The sequence below is a fragment of the Nitriliruptor sp. genome (assembly GCF_040882075.1).
Lineage (GTDB): Bacteria > Actinomycetota > Nitriliruptoria > Nitriliruptorales > Nitriliruptoraceae > Nitriliruptor.
The window spans coordinates 1-16,338 of record NZ_JBBEBZ010000152.1 but is presented as its reverse complement, the minus strand read 5'-3'; the positions used below and the strand labels follow the sequence as shown (position 1 = coordinate 16,338).

Here is a 16,338-nt window from a genome sequence, read left to right as displayed (position 1 = left end):
TGTCCTCCATCCTCAACTGGTACGTCGAGGAGGGGACGATCTTCAAGGGCGGCTCGGGCGCCGGCATCAACCTGTCGTCCATCCGCTCCTCCAAGGAGATCCTGAAGGGCGGCGGCGAGGCATCCGGTCCCGTCTCCTTCATGCGTGGTGCGGACGCGTCGGCCGGGACGATCAAGTCGGGCGGCAAGACCCGTCGCGCGGCCAAGATGGTCATCCTCAACGTCGACCACCCCGACATCGAGGAGTTCATCTGGACCAAGGCCAAGGAGGAGAAGAAGGTCCGCATCCTCCGCGACGCCGGGTTCGACATGGGCCTCGACGGGGCCGACTACGCCTCGATCCAGTACCAGAACGCCAACAACTCGGTGCGCGTCACCGACGAGTTCATGGAGGCCTACGAGGAGGGCACCACCTACCCGCTGCGTGCGGTCACCACCGGCGAGGTCATCGAAGAGAAGGACGCGCGTGAGGTCATGCGCCAGATCTCCCAGGCCGCCTGGGAGTGCGCCGACCCGGGCCTGCAGTACGACACCACGATCAACGACTGGCACACCTCGCCCGAGGACGGCCGGATCAACGGCTCGAACCCGTGCTCGGAGTACATGCACCTCGACAACTCGGCCTGCAACCTCGCGTCGCTGAACCTCAAGAAGTTCTACGACTACGACGCCGGCCGGTTCGACGTCGACGCGTTCAAGCGCGCCGTCGAGGTCATCTTCACCGCCCAGGAGATCGTCGTCGGGTTCTCGTCCTACCCGACCGAGGGGATCCGCAAGAACGCGCTGGCGTTCCGTGAACTCGGCCTCGGGTACGCCAACCTCGGTGGCCTGCTGATGAGCATCGGTCTGCCCTACGACTCCGAGGAGGGTCGTGCGTGGGCCGGAGCGATCACGGCGCTGATGACCGGGCACGCCTACCGCACCTCCGCGGAGCTCGCGAAGGTCAAGGGCGCCCACGATGGCTACGCCAAGAACGAGTCGGCGATGCTGCGGGTCATCGGCAAGCACCGCGCCGCGGTCGACGAGATCGACCCCCGTCCGGTGGCGCCGGATCTGCTCGACGCCGCCCGCACCGCGTGGGACGAAGCGCTCGCGCTCGGTGAGAGCCATGGCTACCGCAACGCCCAGGCGTCCGTCCTCGCGCCGACCGGCACCATCGGTCTGATGATGGACTGCGACACCACCGGCATCGAGCCGGACCTGGGCCTGGTCAAGATGAAGAAGATGGTCGGTGGCGCGTCCATCGAGATCGTCAACCAGACCGTGCCGCAGGCCCTGCGCCACCTCGGGTACGCCGAGGAGCAGGTCGAGGCGATCATCGCCTACATCGCCGAGAACAAGACCATCCACGGTGCACCGGCGCTCCGCGAGGAGCACACCAAGGTGTTCCAGTGCGCCATGGGTGACGACGCGATCCACTACATGGGTCACGTCGGGATGATGGCTGCGGCCCAGCCGTTCATCTCTGGCGCGATCTCGAAGACGGTGAACCTGCCCGAGGAGGCGACGGTCGAGGACGTCGAGCAGCTGCACCTCGACGCCTGGAAGCTCGGCATCAAGGCGATCGCCATCTACCGCGACAACTGCAAGGTGGCTCAACCTCTGTCGGTGTCGAAGAAGGAGAAGACGCCGGCCGAGGTCGCCGCGGCGGTCGCCGACGCGCACGTGCCGATGCGGCGCAAGCCCCCCAAGACCCGTCCGAGCCAGACGATCAGCTTCCGCGTCGCCGACGCCAAGGGCTACCTGACGGCAGGCGAGTACCCGGGTGACGGTCTGGCCGAGATCTTCCTCAAGCTCGGCAAGCAGGGCTCGACGCTGTCCGGTCTGCTGGACGCCTTCGCGATCAGCCTCTCGATCGGTCTGCAGTACGGCGTACCGCTCGAGACCTACGTGTCGAAGTTCATGAACATGCGTTTCGAGCCGGCCGGCATGACCGACGACCCGGAGATCCGGTTCTCGACCTCGCTGGTCGACTACGTGGCTCGCAAGCTCGCGATCGAGTACCTGCCGTTCGAGAAGCGGGAGGCCCTCGGGATCTTCACGCTCGACGAGCGGACCCGGATGCTCGACGAGAGTTCTTCCGCGGAAGAACCTGCGGTGCCGACGGCGCCGTCGCCCGCGGCGGTGGCGCAGGCGGCTCCGATGCCGAGGTTCCAGGGCGGCTCGGTACCGATCGATCACGACGCTCCGATGTGCTTCGAGTGCGGCATCAAGATGAAGCGCGCCGGTGCCTGCCACGTCTGCGAGTCCTGCGGCACCACCAGCGGCTGCTCGTGAAGCGGATGGCAGCACTCCGATTCGAGTCAGGAAGAACCCAACCTCGTCGATCGCGAACGCGTCGTCGAAGTCGAGCAGCGCGTAGCCGAGCAGCTGGTAGCACCGCTCGCGCCGCAGCGTCGTCGCCACCGACGTCTTGATCTCCAACAGCAGGCCGCCGGCGACCAGGTCGGCGTCCGCGCCGCCGCCGACCACGCCACTGCCTGCGAAGAACGGGCCGAGGTGCAGCGGCGCACGCCCGGCGACGGCCGGGACCAGCACGTCGTGGACGACCCCGGCCAGTTCGGCGAGGTCGTCGAGGACCGCGTCGGGCGCCAGCTGCCGAAGTGCGCCGGAGGTCAACCTTCCCGCGCCCTCCACCAACGGTGACCGTGGTTCGGCGCCGAACCGGTAGGCCGTCTCGAGCAGCGCGACGACGTAGGCATCGCACCCGAGCTGCCGCTCGTCGTCCTTCGTCGGACGACGGGACGCCGGGAGCCCCACATCCTTGCAGCGGCGCCGGTGGTCGTCGAGGAAGGCCGTGACGGCCGCGGCAGTGCTCGCCGCTGCGGCGGCGCCATGCTCACGTTCCACCAGGGCGACCACGTCTGTCCCGCCACGTTCGGCACACTCGAGCTCCGGCGCCGCCAGCGCCAACCCGGCCCGGTGGTCGAGCGCGGTCCCGACCTCACCCCACGGGTAGCCGGCCGGCGACGACGGCTTGATCGGGGCCGTAGCGGTGCGGGTCCGGCGCACGTCTGCCTGCATGCCCCGCAGGTCCGGCAGGGTCTGTTCGAACCAGCCACGCAGCGGGCCGCGTGCCTCCTTCAGCTGGCTGGTCAACGACACTCATGGCTCCCCGGCGGCGGTCGACGTCACGCCGCGACCCTACGAGCGCTGTGCGACATCCTGCCGCTCACGCCGCTCGGGTCACCCGCTCGCGCGCCCCGAACCCGGATCAGGGTGCTCCGGTCCGTGAACTTGGACGCTACGAATCGGAGCAGCCTGGTAGCCGCACGGGAAGCGTCCGATCGGCTCAGGATGGACCCCGTACGGGGTCCATCCTCGTGTGGGTGACCGCTACCGGCAAGGGTGAGTGCCTCCGCGTCACCAGTCGGCACAGTATCAACGTAAGTGATAACTTTATCACAAACGTTGATAGTATGGAGGATGTGATGGGCGCGATGGCGCCAGCCTTGGCCCCGATCTTTCGGTCCGACACACAGATGCGCCTGCTCGGGGAACTGGCGTGCGCCCCGGCCGGCCAGGAGCTCGACATCAGCGAGCTCGCCCGGCGCACCGCGGCGCAGTACGCCACAGTGCATCGCGAGGTTGAGCGGCTGCTCATGCTGGGCATCCTGACCGAAGCACGGGTGGGAAGATCGCGCACGATCGCATGGTCGGACCAACCGCCCTACGCCGCGCCCCTGCGGCAGTTGCTGATGCAGACCTACGGCCCGTTGCCAGCCTTGCGCGATGTGCTTGCTGACCAGCCCTGGATCGACCAGGTCTTCGTGTTCGGGTCCTGGGCGCAGCGGTTCACCGGTGAGCCGGGACCGCCGCCCAACGACATCGACGTGATGGTCGTGTTCGACCCCGACCACCCCGATTTCCCCGAGGAGGACACGTTGGCGATCTTTCAGCTCGTATCACGAGCAGGCGGGCGCGTACCCGGCGCAGCGTTCAATGCGACCCCGGTCGAACGCGAGGAGTGGGCCCAGCGCTCGACGGCGTTCCTGCGCGGCGTGAGCGATGGGCCGCGGGTCGGCGTGCACGGCGACGACTACGGACGGGTGTCGTGATGTCGCTGCGACCAGAGGTCCGCGCCCAGCTCGGACAGTTGCTGCAACCACGCTAGCCGGATCACGAGACTGCTCTCAGTCTCGTCGAGCAGGCCGAAGGGCGCCTGGAAGCGGGCCGGATCCTGCGCAAGGCCGAGCAACACCTCACGGCCCACGACGCGTTCTACTCCGCCATCTGGGACGCCCTTCGCGCGGTGATGGAGGAGCTCGGTCTCCAGCTGGCCGGTAAGAAGGGCGAGGACGGGCAGCACGTGGCCGTGATGCAGTTCGGTGAGGCAGAGTTGCGGGATTCGCCCGAGGAGCTCGAGGCCGGGAAGGCGCTGGACGCCATCCGGGTGCAGCGCAACGCCAACCACTACCGGATGGCCAGCCCGCGTCTGGGTGTCGTTCCCAGGATCGCCGGCATCGTCGTGCGCGCCGCACGGTCACGGATCGGTGACGCCTGACGCGACGTCCCTCGAGAACTGGAACGCTGCTACGAATCGGAGTACTGCCAACCTGCTCCGATCAGCCCTGCCAACCGCACGTGATGCGGATGGCAGCACTCCGATTCGGGTTCTGGCAGCCCGAACGTCTGTTCGAGTAAATACAGATGGCAACAGGAATCGGAGCGGGTTGGCAGCTGCTCCAGGCCGCCCGTGAAGTTGTGACACCGCCGCCACGGCGCCGCATTGCCTCTCGAGGCGAAGCAGGCAACAGTCGTTCGTAGCCGACGTCGCAGAGGGCACGTCAGGCGACGCCATCGCGGAGCTGCTCACCCGCTACACGTGACCGTTGATCCTTACGTCTACCCCGGTCGACCGTCTCGGCTTCTTCCTCGGCGAGGTCAACGCCCTCCACCCGTTCCGCGAAGGCAACGGCAGAGCGCAGCGCGAGTTCTTCCTACAGGTCGCGCTCCACGCCGGATGGCGCCTCGACTTCGCCTCGATGGATGCCGTCGAGAACGTGGAGGCCTCCATCGAGGCGACCCTGGACTCGCACGTGCGCCTGGCCTCCATGCTCGACCCGTTGATCTCGCCGCTCTGACAGCCAGCCGTGGGCCTGGTCCACCTCCAGACCGTCAGCTCGCCTTGGCAGCCTCGAGCCGAGGCTTGCATGAACCGTGAAAGTCGATATAGTCGTGATAACCGTGAAAGGTGAGTGGGGTGCGTGACCAGACCACCAAGCAGATCGCCGACGCCCTGGGCTTGGCACCAAGCACCGTGCAGAAGTACGCACGCGACGGCCACGTCCTCCATGACATGACGCCAGGGGGTCACCGGCGGTTCAACCTCGAGGAGGTCCGCGCGGCCCTGTTCGAGGAGGCCAGCAGCCTGCGCCGCCCCGCCCTTGCGTTGGACGGCGGTTTGGGCACCGGCGAGGCTGTGACGTTCTCCGAGGCTGCGGCAGCAGAGCGCGACATCCGCGCTCTGGTTGCTCTGCCAGAGCAGGGGCCTTCGCCTGAGCGCACAGCACTGGAAGACCTCTTCGGTACCGCTCGCCGAGTGCTTGTCTCGACTGCTGGATGACTTCCGCTGAGGCGGGACGGGATCGACTCGAACAGCTGCTTCGTACGCTGGGTCAAGGGGACCTGATCTCGCTCGGGGCGGTCACGATCGTCGGCGCAGGCCCTTCTGCTGCTGCAGCAGCCGCGCACGCCGAGGTCGGCGATGACACGCTCTGGTCGGTGACCGTTGAAAGCGAGGCGGGCTGGTACGTGGTACTGAGCCAGGACTGCGACATCGTGCGCGACCCGGCCGAGGAACCCTGCATCGTGGTCTGTCCCCTCGTGTACGTCCCCGCTTCTCGCTGGCACCAGCTGCGAAGTGGCCCGTACTCGCCGCGTCACTTCCCGTACCCGGACGAGAAGGGCCTACGGCCCGATGCTGAACGCTGGCCTGTGGCAAGCCTCCTGTACGTCAGTAGCGTCGACAAGACCGCCCTTCTGCACGAGAGCGTCCGGCAGCTCTCTCCGCTGACCGGTCCCCAGCGTTCCCGGTTCGGACGATGGGTAGCCCGACGGTTCGGACGTACTGCCCACGACGACCTGGTCGAACGCGACGTTCTCTCCGCTGCCGGTGCTCGCATCCGCAGCCTGAGCAAGAGCTTCGCGAAGGCAGGTAGCCCGACCGACGTGATGCGGCTGGTGGCGGCAACCGAGGAGTGGTACGTCGAGGCCACCGACCAGAACGTGAAGTTGCACGCCGTCCTATCAGAGGCGTCCGCCAACGCAGCAGGCCTGTGGGACAACAGGGCCGGTGACTGGCATCACGAGCGGATCGTGAACGCCAGCAAGAACCTTCGAAAGGATCTCGCCAAGCGTCTCCCTGCGGGCGGTGGCTACGTGCTGAACGTCAACGCGACGAGCCTCGACCGGGTCCCGTCCTCGCAGTACGTCTCAAGTTGGGCGGTTTGGACACTCGAAGGTGACGATGCCCTGGCGTCGGAGTAGTGGGAGCACGGTGGTCATCGGACTCGCTCCCCGCCGCCCGGTTGAGGTCGGTTGCGCCTGGGCTGCGGCGTCGCGTTCCACGCTCATGCGGGGCGACGAACCTCGGCCACCCACCCAGAACACGAACGTGTCCAGACGCGAACGTGTCGGTCAACTTCGTGATCGAGCGGGTCTCCTCGACCGAGCCGTCGGCGGGTCAGCGGGATCGTTCGAGCTCAGCGGCACGACGCTGCACGTACCGGCCGGTCGGGGTGTCGTCGGCGGCGGACGCGATCGATCCCAGCCACTCGTCGACCAGTTCGACCGCGCGGTGTTCCGAGAGCTTCCACGCGTGTCGGCCAACCATCTCGCGCACCATCGCTTCGAAGGTGACGTCTTCGAGGCTGCGGTGCACGCCACCAACCCACATCGCGCAGCGGACCTCGAGCTTGGGGAACAACATGGTGGGCACCGTGTCGTACAGCGGCGCGAGTCGCACCGTCCCCGGCGGGTCGAGCAGCAGCGAGAGGTTCTTCGCGTGCGCGTCGGAGTTGCCGATCAGGACCGTGAAGACCATCGAGCCGGCGAGCTTGCGAAGTTCCTCATCGGGGTCGGTGGCCCGTTCGAGCAGGAGTGCGGCAGCGTCGATGAACCCTGGGCCGTCCGCTTCCTGGTACTTGGCCCGCCCGTGCCGTTCGGCCGGGTCCTTGCCGACCGCCTGCAGCAGATCCTCCTGGTGGATCCGGAGGACCTCGCCGTCGGCCCCGGCCTGGCGGTCGTAACGTTCGACGACCAGGCACGGTCGGCCATCGATATCGAGCATGCGCGGGTCGATCGTGGTCAACCCGACCGCGCGAGCCAGTTGTAACGCCTCGGCCTCACGTACGACCACTCCTGGGTGCGTGAGGGGGTCGGGCTTGAGGATGTGGGTGGACGGCAGACCCCCGGCGGGTCGTGCCCAGCCGGTCGGACTGGAGGAGGCGACGAGCAGGAGCTTCTCCTGAACGCCGGCCAGCGACAGCTCGCTGTCGTCGTGGCTGCCCAGCGGTTGGTCCGGCAGCGCCGTGATCGCCGCGGCGAGTTCGTCGAACGTCGCGTAGCCGACCGCGTGCGGCCGGCGGGTGGTCGGGTCCGCGTCCGGGTCGGAGATGACCAGCGCACCCGCGATGTCGCGGCCGTAGGAGGCCAGCAACCCGAAGGCGTCGGAGGCGGGCAGGTCCCGTTGCGCCGCGAGCGTGTAGCGGGCCTGGCCCTCGGACAGCAGACCGTTGAGGAACGCGGTGGCGTCCTGGGGCCGCGGCCGCACCGGCAGGGAGGATGAGATGACAGGCAGACCTGCCTGCCACCGATCGCGGGCCAGCTCGGTGTAGGTCAGCTCGACGCGCCCCTGCCGCCTTCGTTCCTGCAGCTGCGCGACGAACTCACCGTGCAGCTCGACGTCGAGGCGCGTGGGACGCTCAGGCACCACGGGAGCTCCGGGGCCGCACCACCAGCTCGAGGTCGAGGACGCGCAGCAGATCGAGCAGCAACTCGAGCAGCCGCGACGATCGTCCCCGTTCGACGTGCGCGAGGTACGGGCGGGACACACCGGCCCGTTCAGCGAGCTCGAGCTGGGTCAGCCCGGCTTCACGGCGCGCGTCCTGGATGGCAGCGCCGAGGTCCGTGGCGCTGCGGACGGAGTACTGCACGACCACCTCCTCACGGTGTGTCGGTACCGAAACACAGATCCTTGGCAGCTGGATGTGCCGGTATAGTCACAATACCGAGGTCCTCCGGTTGTGACAACATCGTGACACCGCTGGACCCCCCGCGCCGAGGCCAGGTCGGTGCGGCCAGCGGGCGGACACATCGTGGAGGACCACGACGTCCTCTCCAACTGGGGTGTGGCGCAGGACGACGACGGGCCGGTGGGGTGTGGTCTCCCTCGGTGGCTGCTTCTGAGGTGCGTTCGCACGCTCGTCACCGATCGCGATGACCGGCGTGTCCTCACCGTGTCCTCACCGCGATGCGGCCTCGAACGCCTCTCTGCGGACCTCGAGGTCGTCCGCGGTTCGGAGCACGAAACGCACCAGCCGAACCGTCTGCAGGTGCGGGGCCATCGCGATGACCGTGCCCGAGGCGACATCGGCGGCGTCACGGACCGGGTAGGCGAACGCGCCGGTGGAGATGGCGGGGAACGCGACGGAGGTCAGTTCGCTCGCGTCCGCGATCTCCAAGGCCGTGCGGTAGCAGCTGGCCAGCAACGCTTCCGCAGGTTCGTCCTGGCCGAAGACCGGGCCGAGGCAGTGGATCACCGCACGGTTGGGGAGCTCGTGACCGCCGCTGAGCACACACTCGCCGGGTGCGATCGGCGCCATCGGCCGGCACTCCTCGGCCAGTCCAGGCCCGGCAGCCCGGTGCAGCGCACCGGCCACTCCGCCACCGATCTCGAGCGCCGCGTTCGCCGCGTTGACGACCGCATCGATCCCCGGTTGCGACGCGATGTCTCCGCGTGACAGCTCGATCCGGACCCCGGAGACGTCGTAGGTGTACATCGGCGCTCCTCCGTGGGGGCTACCTGCAGCGACGTCACGGTAGACACGGCCGTTGCGCAGCGCCCTGACCGTCAGACCTCGCGGCCGACGGCGCGTAGCTGGCGTCTTGCGAGCCCGGCCGTCGCGACCCGGCGCTGCCTCGCTGCCCCCTCTGCCTAGCCACGACGAGCCGGGAGTCATCCGCCCGGTATCGCCCGTGTAGACGCGGATCTGTGACGCGGCCGGGAGGAGGGCGTACACCGGCAGATGTCGGATCACGGAGTGCTGCCCACGTTCGCGCTGCGACGGACCGCCCATCTCGGTCCCGTCACAGCCGACGCCGAGGACAACCTGCGGACGGTGGCGCGGGCGATGCCCGAAGCTCACGGCTACCGCGTCATCGACGCTGCCCACGGCGGTGACGCGCTCCCGCGTCGAACTGGCCCTCCCAGGCGAGCTCCCGCACGTCACCGCGGACGTCGTCCACCTCGACGCTGCGGGATCGGGCGTCCTCGCGTGCTCGGTCGAGGAACCGGGACGTCACGTCGAGGCCGGTGACGTGTCAGTGACGTGTCGGTGAGGAGCCGGCTGTAGGAGAACAGGTAGTCGTCATCGAAGACGTCCTGCGCGTCGAACCGCCACGCCGCTGCCATGACACCTCACCTGTCGGGCCGCCGGTGGAGGTCCGGAGCATCACAGAGCGGAACTCATCCGACCCGTGTTCGCTCAGCCGACGATCCAGCTGGCACGTCGGCTGGTGGTCGGGCATCGGGGAGCGCACCCGACTCGCCGACCTGCTCGGCGAGGACGCGGAGCGCGATCTTGCGGTCGCTCGAGGTGCGCCGCAGCCTCTGGTACGCCTCACCAGCGTCGATGTCGTGCCGCTCCATGAGGATGCCCTTGGCCAGCCCGATGACGTCCCGGGACCGGACCGCCTGTTCGAGCCCGGCCTCGGTGATGGCGGCTTTCAACGCCACCGCTGCGTGCGAGGCGAAGACCTGCCCCAGCACCTGCGCGTGCGCGTCGAAGGCGTGGGCGTGGGAGGAGAACATGTTCAGCGACCCGAACGTCTCCTCACCACCGGGGCCGAGGAAGAGCCGGAAGCTGATGCTCGAACGCAGGTCGAGTTCGAGCACCGCCTCGCGCCACTTGGGCCACCGTTGCTCCGCGGCGACATCGTCGATGACGACGGTCTCGTGCACGGAGAGGGCCTGGAGACACGGACCCTGGTTGTGTCGGTACTGGGCCTGATCGGCCGCGAGCGCGGTGCGGTTCGACCACACCGGTGTCGACACGGCACGGCCCCGGATGAAGCTGATACTGGCTCCCTCGCAGCCGTCGATGTAGTCGCTGCCGAGATCGACGATGCGTTGGAGCGTCTCGTCGAGGTCCGGCGCTGCCGCCAGCTCGCGAGCGATCTGGGCGACGGCTTCGAGCGCTTTCTCCGCGGCACGTGTCTTCCGGTCTGGCACTGCTCGAACCTTCCTGGAGGGTGACGGGCGCAGGTCGTGCGCCTCTGCGAGCGGATCGTCAGCGGCGGGCGCCGATCACGTGGCTGACGTGCGGTTCGCGGCTCGGTGAGGTCGCGGGGACCGCAGCGACCTGCGGTTCATCGGACCGGTTGTGTTCCGCCGCGAGCTGGTGCGCCAGATCGAGGATCCAGATCACCGCGGGGGTGTGGGACGGGTCGAACCGGTCCGCCTGCTGCCACACCTCGACGAAGGCCTCTTCGACGACGGTGTCGGCCCAGATCGGGTCGTCGAGCGCACGCCGGACGTTGGCGTACACGAGCCTGGCGATGTGGTCGTACAGGCTCGCGAGCGCCTGGTGATCGCCGGACGCGACGTCGTTCAGCAACTCGTCGTCGCTACGTGGCTGCGGCGTCACCGTGGTGTGCCGTTGAGGCAGCGACCAGCGTGGTCGTGACGAACGTGTCGGCACTTCATCTCCGGACGTCGGCGTGCCATGGGCTACGCCGTGCCAGGGTTCGGAGCACGGGGATCAGCGTACGCCCTGACGAAAACCCACGCACGGAGAGCACGCACGGCACGGAGAGCACGCACGGCACGGAGAGCACGCACGGAGAGTTCGAGATCCGTCGTCAGGGCCAACGGCCGGGTGGGCGGGGGAGCCAAGGTGTAGGTTCGAAGCTCAACGACGTCCTTGCCCCGGTCCTCGGTGGTGGCGCCTCTGTGAGGAGCCATCCTGCCGGTCGGAGCTCGCGTGACCCATCACGACCCTTCGCTGTCGGAGAGTTCCGACGTGGCGGCTCCCGACCTGACCTCGGTCGAGGTCCTAGCCGGAGGCGTGACGGCGCGGTGAGGGACGTCGACCGGCTGGTCAGAGTGCTCGACGCCCTCGAGGCGGCGCCGGGCGAGAACGTCATCGAGCGGCTGTGCGCCGGGGCCGCGGGCCTGCTCGGCAGCCCCGGGGTCGCCGTCGCCGTCGCGACCCCAGGTCCCGAGCTCCTGACCCTCAGCCGGACCGACGTCTGCGACTCGTGCGATCGGCTCCAGACCGACTTCGGGGAGGGGCCGGCGTGGGCTGTGCACCGCAGTGGCTGGCCGGTGATCGTCCCTGACCTCGGACGGGACGACAGGTGGCCCGCCTTCGGTCCGGCAGCGTCCGCTCTCGGTCTGCGAGCGGTGTTCGCCTTCCCGCTGCGCCGGGGGTCGGCCAGGGTCGGCGCGCTCACCCTGTACCGCCAGGTGGCCGGTGACCTGACCGACGACGAGCACGCGGACGCGGTGGTCGTGGCCCGTGTCGCCGTCGGTCTGGTGCTCGCCTCGCAGGCTGGACGACCGGTCGATGACCTCGACGAGATGTTCCGCAGCGGTGGCCCCGGCGAGGTCGCGGTCCACCAGGCGAGCGGCATGGTGTCGGTACAGCTCGGTATCGCCGTTGCAGCCGCCATATCGGTGCTCCGGGCTCACGCGTTCTCGGCGGGCCGGCCACTGCACGACGTTGCACTTGACGTCATCGCTCGCCGGCTGCGGATGACGGACCCGATGAGCGATCCACCGGACCTGTGAGGTCCCACGGCGTACCTTCGACACAGCGGCCTAGCCCTTGGCCTAGCCCGCACAGATCAGGATGCGAGGATGAGATGGAACGCACCGAAGCCGTGGCGACGGAACGGGAGCGTCGGCTCGTCGCGACCTTCGTCGAGCTCGCGGACACGCTGGTCGAGGATTTCGACGTGGTCGAGCTCCTCTACACGTTGACCGAACGGGTCGTGGAGATGAGTATCGCGTCGGAGGCGGGGATCCTGCTCGCGGACGAGGCGGGCGATCTGCAGTTCATGGCCGCTTCCGAGGAACGCACCCACCTGCTCGAACTGTTCCAGGTGCAGAGCCAGGAGGGCCCGTGCCAGGACTGCTTCACCACCGGTCTCCCGGTGGGCGTCGACGATCTCGAGGACGCGCAGGACCGGTGGCCGCTGTTCGCTCCCAAGGCCCTGTCGGTGGGGTTCCGCTCCGTCCAAGCGGTGCCACTGCGGCTCCGCGGGGAGATCCTCGGAGCCCTCAACTTGTTCCGCAACGAACCCGGTGGGATCGGCGACGAGGACCAACTCGTGGTCCAGGCCATGGGTGACATCGCCACGATCGGCCTGCTCCAGCAACGCGAAGCTCACCGTGCCGCCACCGTCACGAACCAGCTCCAGCACGCCCTCCACAGCCGGATCAGCATCGAGCAAGCCAAGGGCGTCATCAGCCAACAGTCCGGCCGCTCGATCGAGGACTCGTTCACGCTGCTCCGTGCGTACTCCCGCCGGCACAACCACAAGCTGAGCGATCTGGCCCGTGGTGTGGTCGAACGCGAGATCGACGCCGACGGTCTCAGCGCCTGACGAGCCCGCCGTTCTCGCGCGTCGAACAGCCCGCGGGCGTCGCTATCGTCGCGACGCCGGACCTGGGAGGTCCGCCGCGACACCGTCCGGGGAGGGCGTTCGGGTGGGGCTCGGAGATCGGCTGCGTCGACTCGACGACCACTTCCTGGCAGCTCCCGAGGGATCGTCGAGCGCGAAGATGGCGACCGGCCCGACTGGCGAGAGGGTCACCCGGGCTCGGCTTCCTGCAGCACCGCCGCTGGCCCGGTGCGAGCTGAAGTCTTCAGCGCGCCGTCAGCGATGGTCGTCGAGGGATGGTGGCGACGGCGGTGTCGTGCCACCGTCGAGCAGCGTGCGGTCGCCGAGGGGCTCGTCGAGCTCGATGGTGAACGGTGTGTCGGGGTTCCCTGGGCAGGCTGCGGGCCCGGTGACGGGGATGACCGCGAGCGTGATGGTCACCGTCTCCGGGCCGTACTCGACGGTCGCCGGAGCGATCCGCCCTTCCGCCGAGGTGCCGCTCGCACAGGCGCGTTCGTTGACCAGCACGTCGATACGGGTGGTGTCCGGCGTGAGGGCGGCGCCCGGAGCCGGCTCCCACGGCGCCACCTGAGCGTCGTCGGCCGTCGGCGTGCGTTCGATCTCGAAACAGATCCGAGCCGCGCCGTACCGCTCGGACAGTTCAGCGAGCCGGTCGTCGCTCGGTTCCAGGATGCCGATCGTCACCCGGTTGAGCTGACCGGTCCCCGATGCGGTCGAGGAGATCGAGCCCGGACCGTCGCTCGGACCGAGTTCCGCTCGACCGATCTCGTCCTGGAGCTCGCGCAACTCGACCTCGCTGTGCTCGACCTCGACCACCCACCACGCGGCCCCGTAGCGCCCGCGGACCAGCTCGGCGTAGCGATCCACGTCCTCGGTGAAGCCGACGACCATCGACCCGTACCGCTGGTCCCCCCAGACCCCGCCGAAGTGGTCCGGCCACTCGATCGGTCCCTCGGTCTGCAGCGCCCCGATCGCCGTCGGCGGAGCCTCAGGAGCGATGTGGACCGTCTCGCCGTTCTCGAGCTCGATGATCTCGGGCTCAACGGGTTCCTGGATCGGGAGGTCGAGGATGGCGTCAGCGGTGGTCAGGGCCGGATCCGCTGGGGGCTGATCCTCCGGCGGAGGCTGGTAGCTCCGGTCGGGGATCTCCGAGCAGCTCGGCGCGATAGCGGCGCCGGGGTCCGGCGTCGCCCCGTCCATCGCCCCGTCCATCGCGCCGGGTTCCGCCTGGATCGATGGTGGCGGCGTGCCGCAGCCGCCGACCATCAGGATCGCTGCGCAGCCGGCCCAGATCCACCTCGATCGTCGGCTTCGTGGTCCCGTCCCGTTCCACGACACGGCGGCTCCCTCGTCAGCGTCGAACGGTGAGACGCTGCTGGCCCCCCGTCGGTTCCGTGCCGCTCGTACCCGAGCACGCCACCGGACGCGAGGGTGAACGACGACCGACGTCGTGGTCGAGGGAGCTTCTTCCGCGGAAGAAGCGGCGATCCTGAGTGGGCACCGGCATGATCGGGCAGCGGTGGGTCGAGACGAGGTGCTGGGGTGGCGGACAAGATGGTGGCGCCCCAGCCCAGCTGAACCGGTGAGCCCACCTCTGGTGCGAGCCGGCCTCGAGGGCTCACCGTCGCGACCCGTGATGGTGGGGATCACGGCGTGTCGAGGCCGCTCGGATCGTCTGGAACGTCGACGGCGTGTTCGCGCAGGATGCTGAGCGGCACGACCTCGAGCGCGCGTTCGCTCGTGGCCGCCAGCGCGACCGGGGCAGCAGCACCGTCGGCGTGTGCGCGGAGCCAGTTCGGTGCGGTCACGCACCAGCGGTCGCCGGGGGAGAGGCCGGGGAAGCGGAACTCGGGCCGTGGTGTGACGAGGTCGTTGCCGATGGCCTGCTGGTGTGCCAGGAACTCGGCGGTCATCACCGCGCAGATGGTGTGGCTACCGATGTCGTCCGGCGCCGTCCGGCAGGTGCCGTCGCGGAACCAGCCCGTGACCGGGTCGGCGCTGCAGCCTTCGAGTTCGCCGCCGAGGACGTTGCGATCGCTCATGGCGCGAGGCTAACCGCGTGGCCGGCCGGCGCCTGTTCAGAGCGCCGCCGCCTTACCGCGCAGCACGGCGGACTCACGCTGGTTGGTCGCCCGCTCGGCAGCGACGAGGAGCTCGGCACGTGCCTCTTCGGTCCGCCCGAGCTGCGCGAGGAGTTCGCCGCGGACGCTCGGCAGCAGGTGCGAACCACGCAGTTCGCCCGCTGCCGTGAGCCCTTCGACGATGGGTAAGGCGCTGGCCGGGCCCGTCGCCATGGACACCGCGACCGCCCGGTTCAGCTCGACCACGGGGCTGGGCGCGAGCCGGCCGAGCGCCTCGTAGAGCAGCACGACGCGTGGCCAGTCGGTCTCCTCCACGCTCGGCGCGATCGCGTGGCACTCGGCGATCGCCGCCTGCAGGCCGTAGCTGCCCGACCACGGCCGACCGCATCGGCCCGCCGGAGCGCCGCGCGCCCTCGCCCGATCTGCGCCCGGTCCCACCGGTTCCGGTCCTGATCGGCCAGCAGGATGGGCGCACCGTCGGGGTCGGTGCGTGCCGCGAAACGCGACGACTGGAGCTCCATCAGCGCGACCAGCCCGTGCACCTCGGGTTCGAGAGGCAGCAGCCCGGCGAGGACTCGGCCGAGCCGCAGTGCCTCGTTCGCGAGTTCGGGACGGATCCAGCGGTCGCCGCGCGTCGCGGCGTAGCCCTCGGTGTAGATCAGGTAGACGACGCCGAGCACCCCGCCGAGGCGTTCGCGCCACTCGTTCGGCTCGGGGGTCTCGAACGGCACGTTCGCAGCGGCGAGCATCCTCTTGGCCCGCACGATCCGTTGCTGCACGGCGGTGACCGGCACGAGCAGCATGCGGGCGATCTCGTCGGTGGTCAGGCCGGCGACGACGCGGAGGGTCAGGCACACCTGGGCTTGGCGCGACAGGACCGGGTCGACCGTTCGTCTGATGTCGGCCACGCGTCAGCTGCCTCGGCCCATCTCGCTCACGACGTGCCGAGCTGCTCGCGCCACCCCGCCTCCTTCTGGATGTACTCGTTGTCGGCGTGGTCCGTGAAGTCGGCTTCGTCGGTGACGCGACGGACCTCGAGCTTGTTGCCAGGACCCAGCGGGGCACGACTCGCCCACTGCACGGCCTCCTCCTTGCTGCTCACCTCGATGATCCAGAAGCCGTTGAACAGCTCGTGGGTCTCGCCGTACGGGCCGTCGGTGACGATCGGCGTCTCCGACTCGAAGTCGACGATGAACCCGTCGTCTGGTTCGGCGAGGCCCTCCCCGGCCAGCAGCACGCCGGCTTTCATCATCGACTCGTTGTAGGCGCCCATCGCGTTGATGACCTCCTCGAAATCGAGGTTCTCGTACGCCGCCTTGGCCTGCTCGGTCGCCCGCATGATCAGCATGTACTTCACGGTGGTTCCTTCCCGGTGAGGCCGCCCCATGCGGCCTTCTACCACCACGTCG

General features: G+C 68.9%; 17 protein-coding genes and 1 pseudogene. 8 read left to right on the top strand and 10 right to left on the bottom strand.

Going from position 1 to position 16,338, the window contains the following annotated elements; all coding sequences use genetic code 11:
* The 6 genes from WEB03_RS09255 to WEB03_RS09230 all read left to right on the top strand — a co-directional run.
* On the top strand, positions 1 to 2,276 hold a 2,276-nt coding region (locus WEB03_RS09255), incomplete at its 5' end, for a vitamin B12-dependent ribonucleotide reductase (protein ID WP_368070666.1).
* A gap of 1,142 nt (positions 2,277 to 3,418) precedes the next feature.
* Positions 3,419 to 4,057: an ArsR family transcriptional regulator gene (locus tag WEB03_RS09250; protein WP_368070665.1), complete on the top strand. Its 639-nt coding sequence runs from the start codon at positions 3,419 to 3,421 to the stop codon at positions 4,055 to 4,057.
* A gap of 197 nt (positions 4,058 to 4,254) precedes the next feature.
* Positions 4,255 to 4,503: a hypothetical protein gene (locus WEB03_RS09245; RefSeq protein WP_368070664.1), complete on the top strand. Its 249-nt coding sequence runs from the start codon at positions 4,255 to 4,257 to the stop codon at positions 4,501 to 4,503.
* Positions 4,504 to 4,831: 328 nt separating this feature from the next.
* Entirely contained in the window at positions 4,832 to 5,083 is a 252-nt protein-coding gene (locus tag WEB03_RS09240; RefSeq protein ID WP_368070663.1) for a Fic family protein, read from the top strand.
* Between the two features lie 119 nt (positions 5,084 to 5,202).
* Positions 5,203 to 5,565: a helix-turn-helix domain-containing protein gene (locus tag WEB03_RS09235; protein ID WP_368070662.1), complete on the top strand. Its 363-nt coding sequence runs from the start codon at positions 5,203 to 5,205 to the stop codon at positions 5,563 to 5,565.
* A complete protein-coding gene (locus WEB03_RS09230; RefSeq protein ID WP_368070661.1) occupies positions 5,562 to 6,488 on the top strand; it encodes a hypothetical protein in 927 nt (308 codons plus the stop codon). The genes WEB03_RS09235 and WEB03_RS09230 overlap by 4 nt, the downstream gene beginning before the upstream one ends.
* A gap of 196 nt (positions 6,489 to 6,684) precedes the next feature.
* Here the strand turns inward: WEB03_RS09230 and WEB03_RS09225 are convergent, their stop codons facing one another.
* The 6 genes from WEB03_RS09225 to WEB03_RS09200 all read right to left on the bottom strand — a co-directional run bounded on the left by WEB03_RS09225 (position 6,685) and on the right by WEB03_RS09200 (position 10,837).
* Positions 6,685 to 7,932 carry a HipA domain-containing protein gene (locus WEB03_RS09225; RefSeq protein WP_368070660.1) on the bottom strand — a complete coding sequence of 416 codons (1,248 nt, stop codon included), beginning with the start codon at positions 7,930 to 7,932 and terminating at the stop codon, positions 6,685 to 6,687.
* Complete coding sequence (locus tag WEB03_RS09220; protein ID WP_368070659.1) at positions 7,925 to 8,155, bottom strand: helix-turn-helix domain-containing protein; 231 nt, start codon at positions 8,153 to 8,155, stop codon at positions 7,925 to 7,927. The genes WEB03_RS09225 and WEB03_RS09220 overlap by 8 nt, the downstream gene beginning before the upstream one ends.
* Positions 8,156 to 8,464: 309 nt before the next feature.
* A complete protein-coding gene (locus tag WEB03_RS09215) occupies positions 8,465 to 9,001 on the bottom strand; it encodes a macro domain-containing protein (RefSeq protein ID WP_368070658.1) in 537 nt (178 codons plus the stop codon).
* Between the two features lie 376 nt (positions 9,002 to 9,377).
* Complete coding sequence (locus WEB03_RS09210) at positions 9,378 to 9,524, bottom strand: hypothetical protein (RefSeq protein ID WP_368070657.1); 147 nt, start codon at positions 9,522 to 9,524, stop codon at positions 9,378 to 9,380.
* A 163-nt stretch (positions 9,525 to 9,687) separates the two neighbouring features.
* A complete protein-coding gene (locus tag WEB03_RS09205) occupies positions 9,688 to 10,452 on the bottom strand; it encodes a GAF and ANTAR domain-containing protein (protein WP_368070656.1) in 765 nt (254 codons plus the stop codon).
* A 58-nt stretch (positions 10,453 to 10,510) separates the two neighbouring features.
* On the bottom strand, positions 10,511 to 10,837 hold the full coding sequence (locus WEB03_RS09200) for a sigma factor (protein WP_368070655.1): 327 nt from the start codon (positions 10,835 to 10,837) through the stop codon (positions 10,511 to 10,513).
* Positions 10,838 to 11,298: 461 nt separating this feature from the next.
* Here WEB03_RS09200 and WEB03_RS09195 point away from each other — a divergent pair, with 461 nt between their 5' ends.
* Positions 11,299 to 12,012, top strand: coding sequence for a GAF and ANTAR domain-containing protein (locus WEB03_RS09195; protein ID WP_368070654.1), 714 nt, complete (start codon positions 11,299 to 11,301; stop codon positions 12,010 to 12,012).
* A gap of 74 nt (positions 12,013 to 12,086) precedes the next feature.
* Positions 12,087 to 12,830, top strand: a complete 744-nt coding sequence (locus tag WEB03_RS09190) for a GAF and ANTAR domain-containing protein (protein WP_368070653.1) — start codon at positions 12,087 to 12,089, stop codon at positions 12,828 to 12,830.
* A 273-nt stretch (positions 12,831 to 13,103) separates the two neighbouring features.
* On the opposite strand, the gene WEB03_RS09185 is transcribed toward WEB03_RS09190, so the two are convergent.
* The 4 genes and pseudogenes from WEB03_RS09185 to WEB03_RS09170 form a co-directional block, all read right to left on the bottom strand.
* Positions 13,104 to 14,048, bottom strand: a complete 945-nt coding sequence (locus WEB03_RS09185) for a hypothetical protein (RefSeq protein WP_368070652.1) — start codon at positions 14,046 to 14,048, stop codon at positions 13,104 to 13,106.
* A 446-nt stretch (positions 14,049 to 14,494) separates the two neighbouring features.
* Entirely contained in the window at positions 14,495 to 14,890 is a 396-nt protein-coding gene (locus WEB03_RS09180) for a DUF2237 family protein (protein WP_368070651.1), read from the bottom strand.
* Positions 14,891 to 14,926: 36 nt separating this feature from the next.
* Positions 14,927 to 15,810 (bottom strand): annotated as a pseudogene (locus tag WEB03_RS09175) (RNA polymerase sigma factor); the annotation flags it as partial.
* 53 nt (positions 15,811 to 15,863) lie between these two features.
* Entirely contained in the window at positions 15,864 to 16,286 is a 423-nt protein-coding gene (locus WEB03_RS09170) for a YciI family protein (protein ID WP_368070650.1), read from the bottom strand.
* Positions 16,287 to 16,338 lie beyond the last annotated feature (52 nt).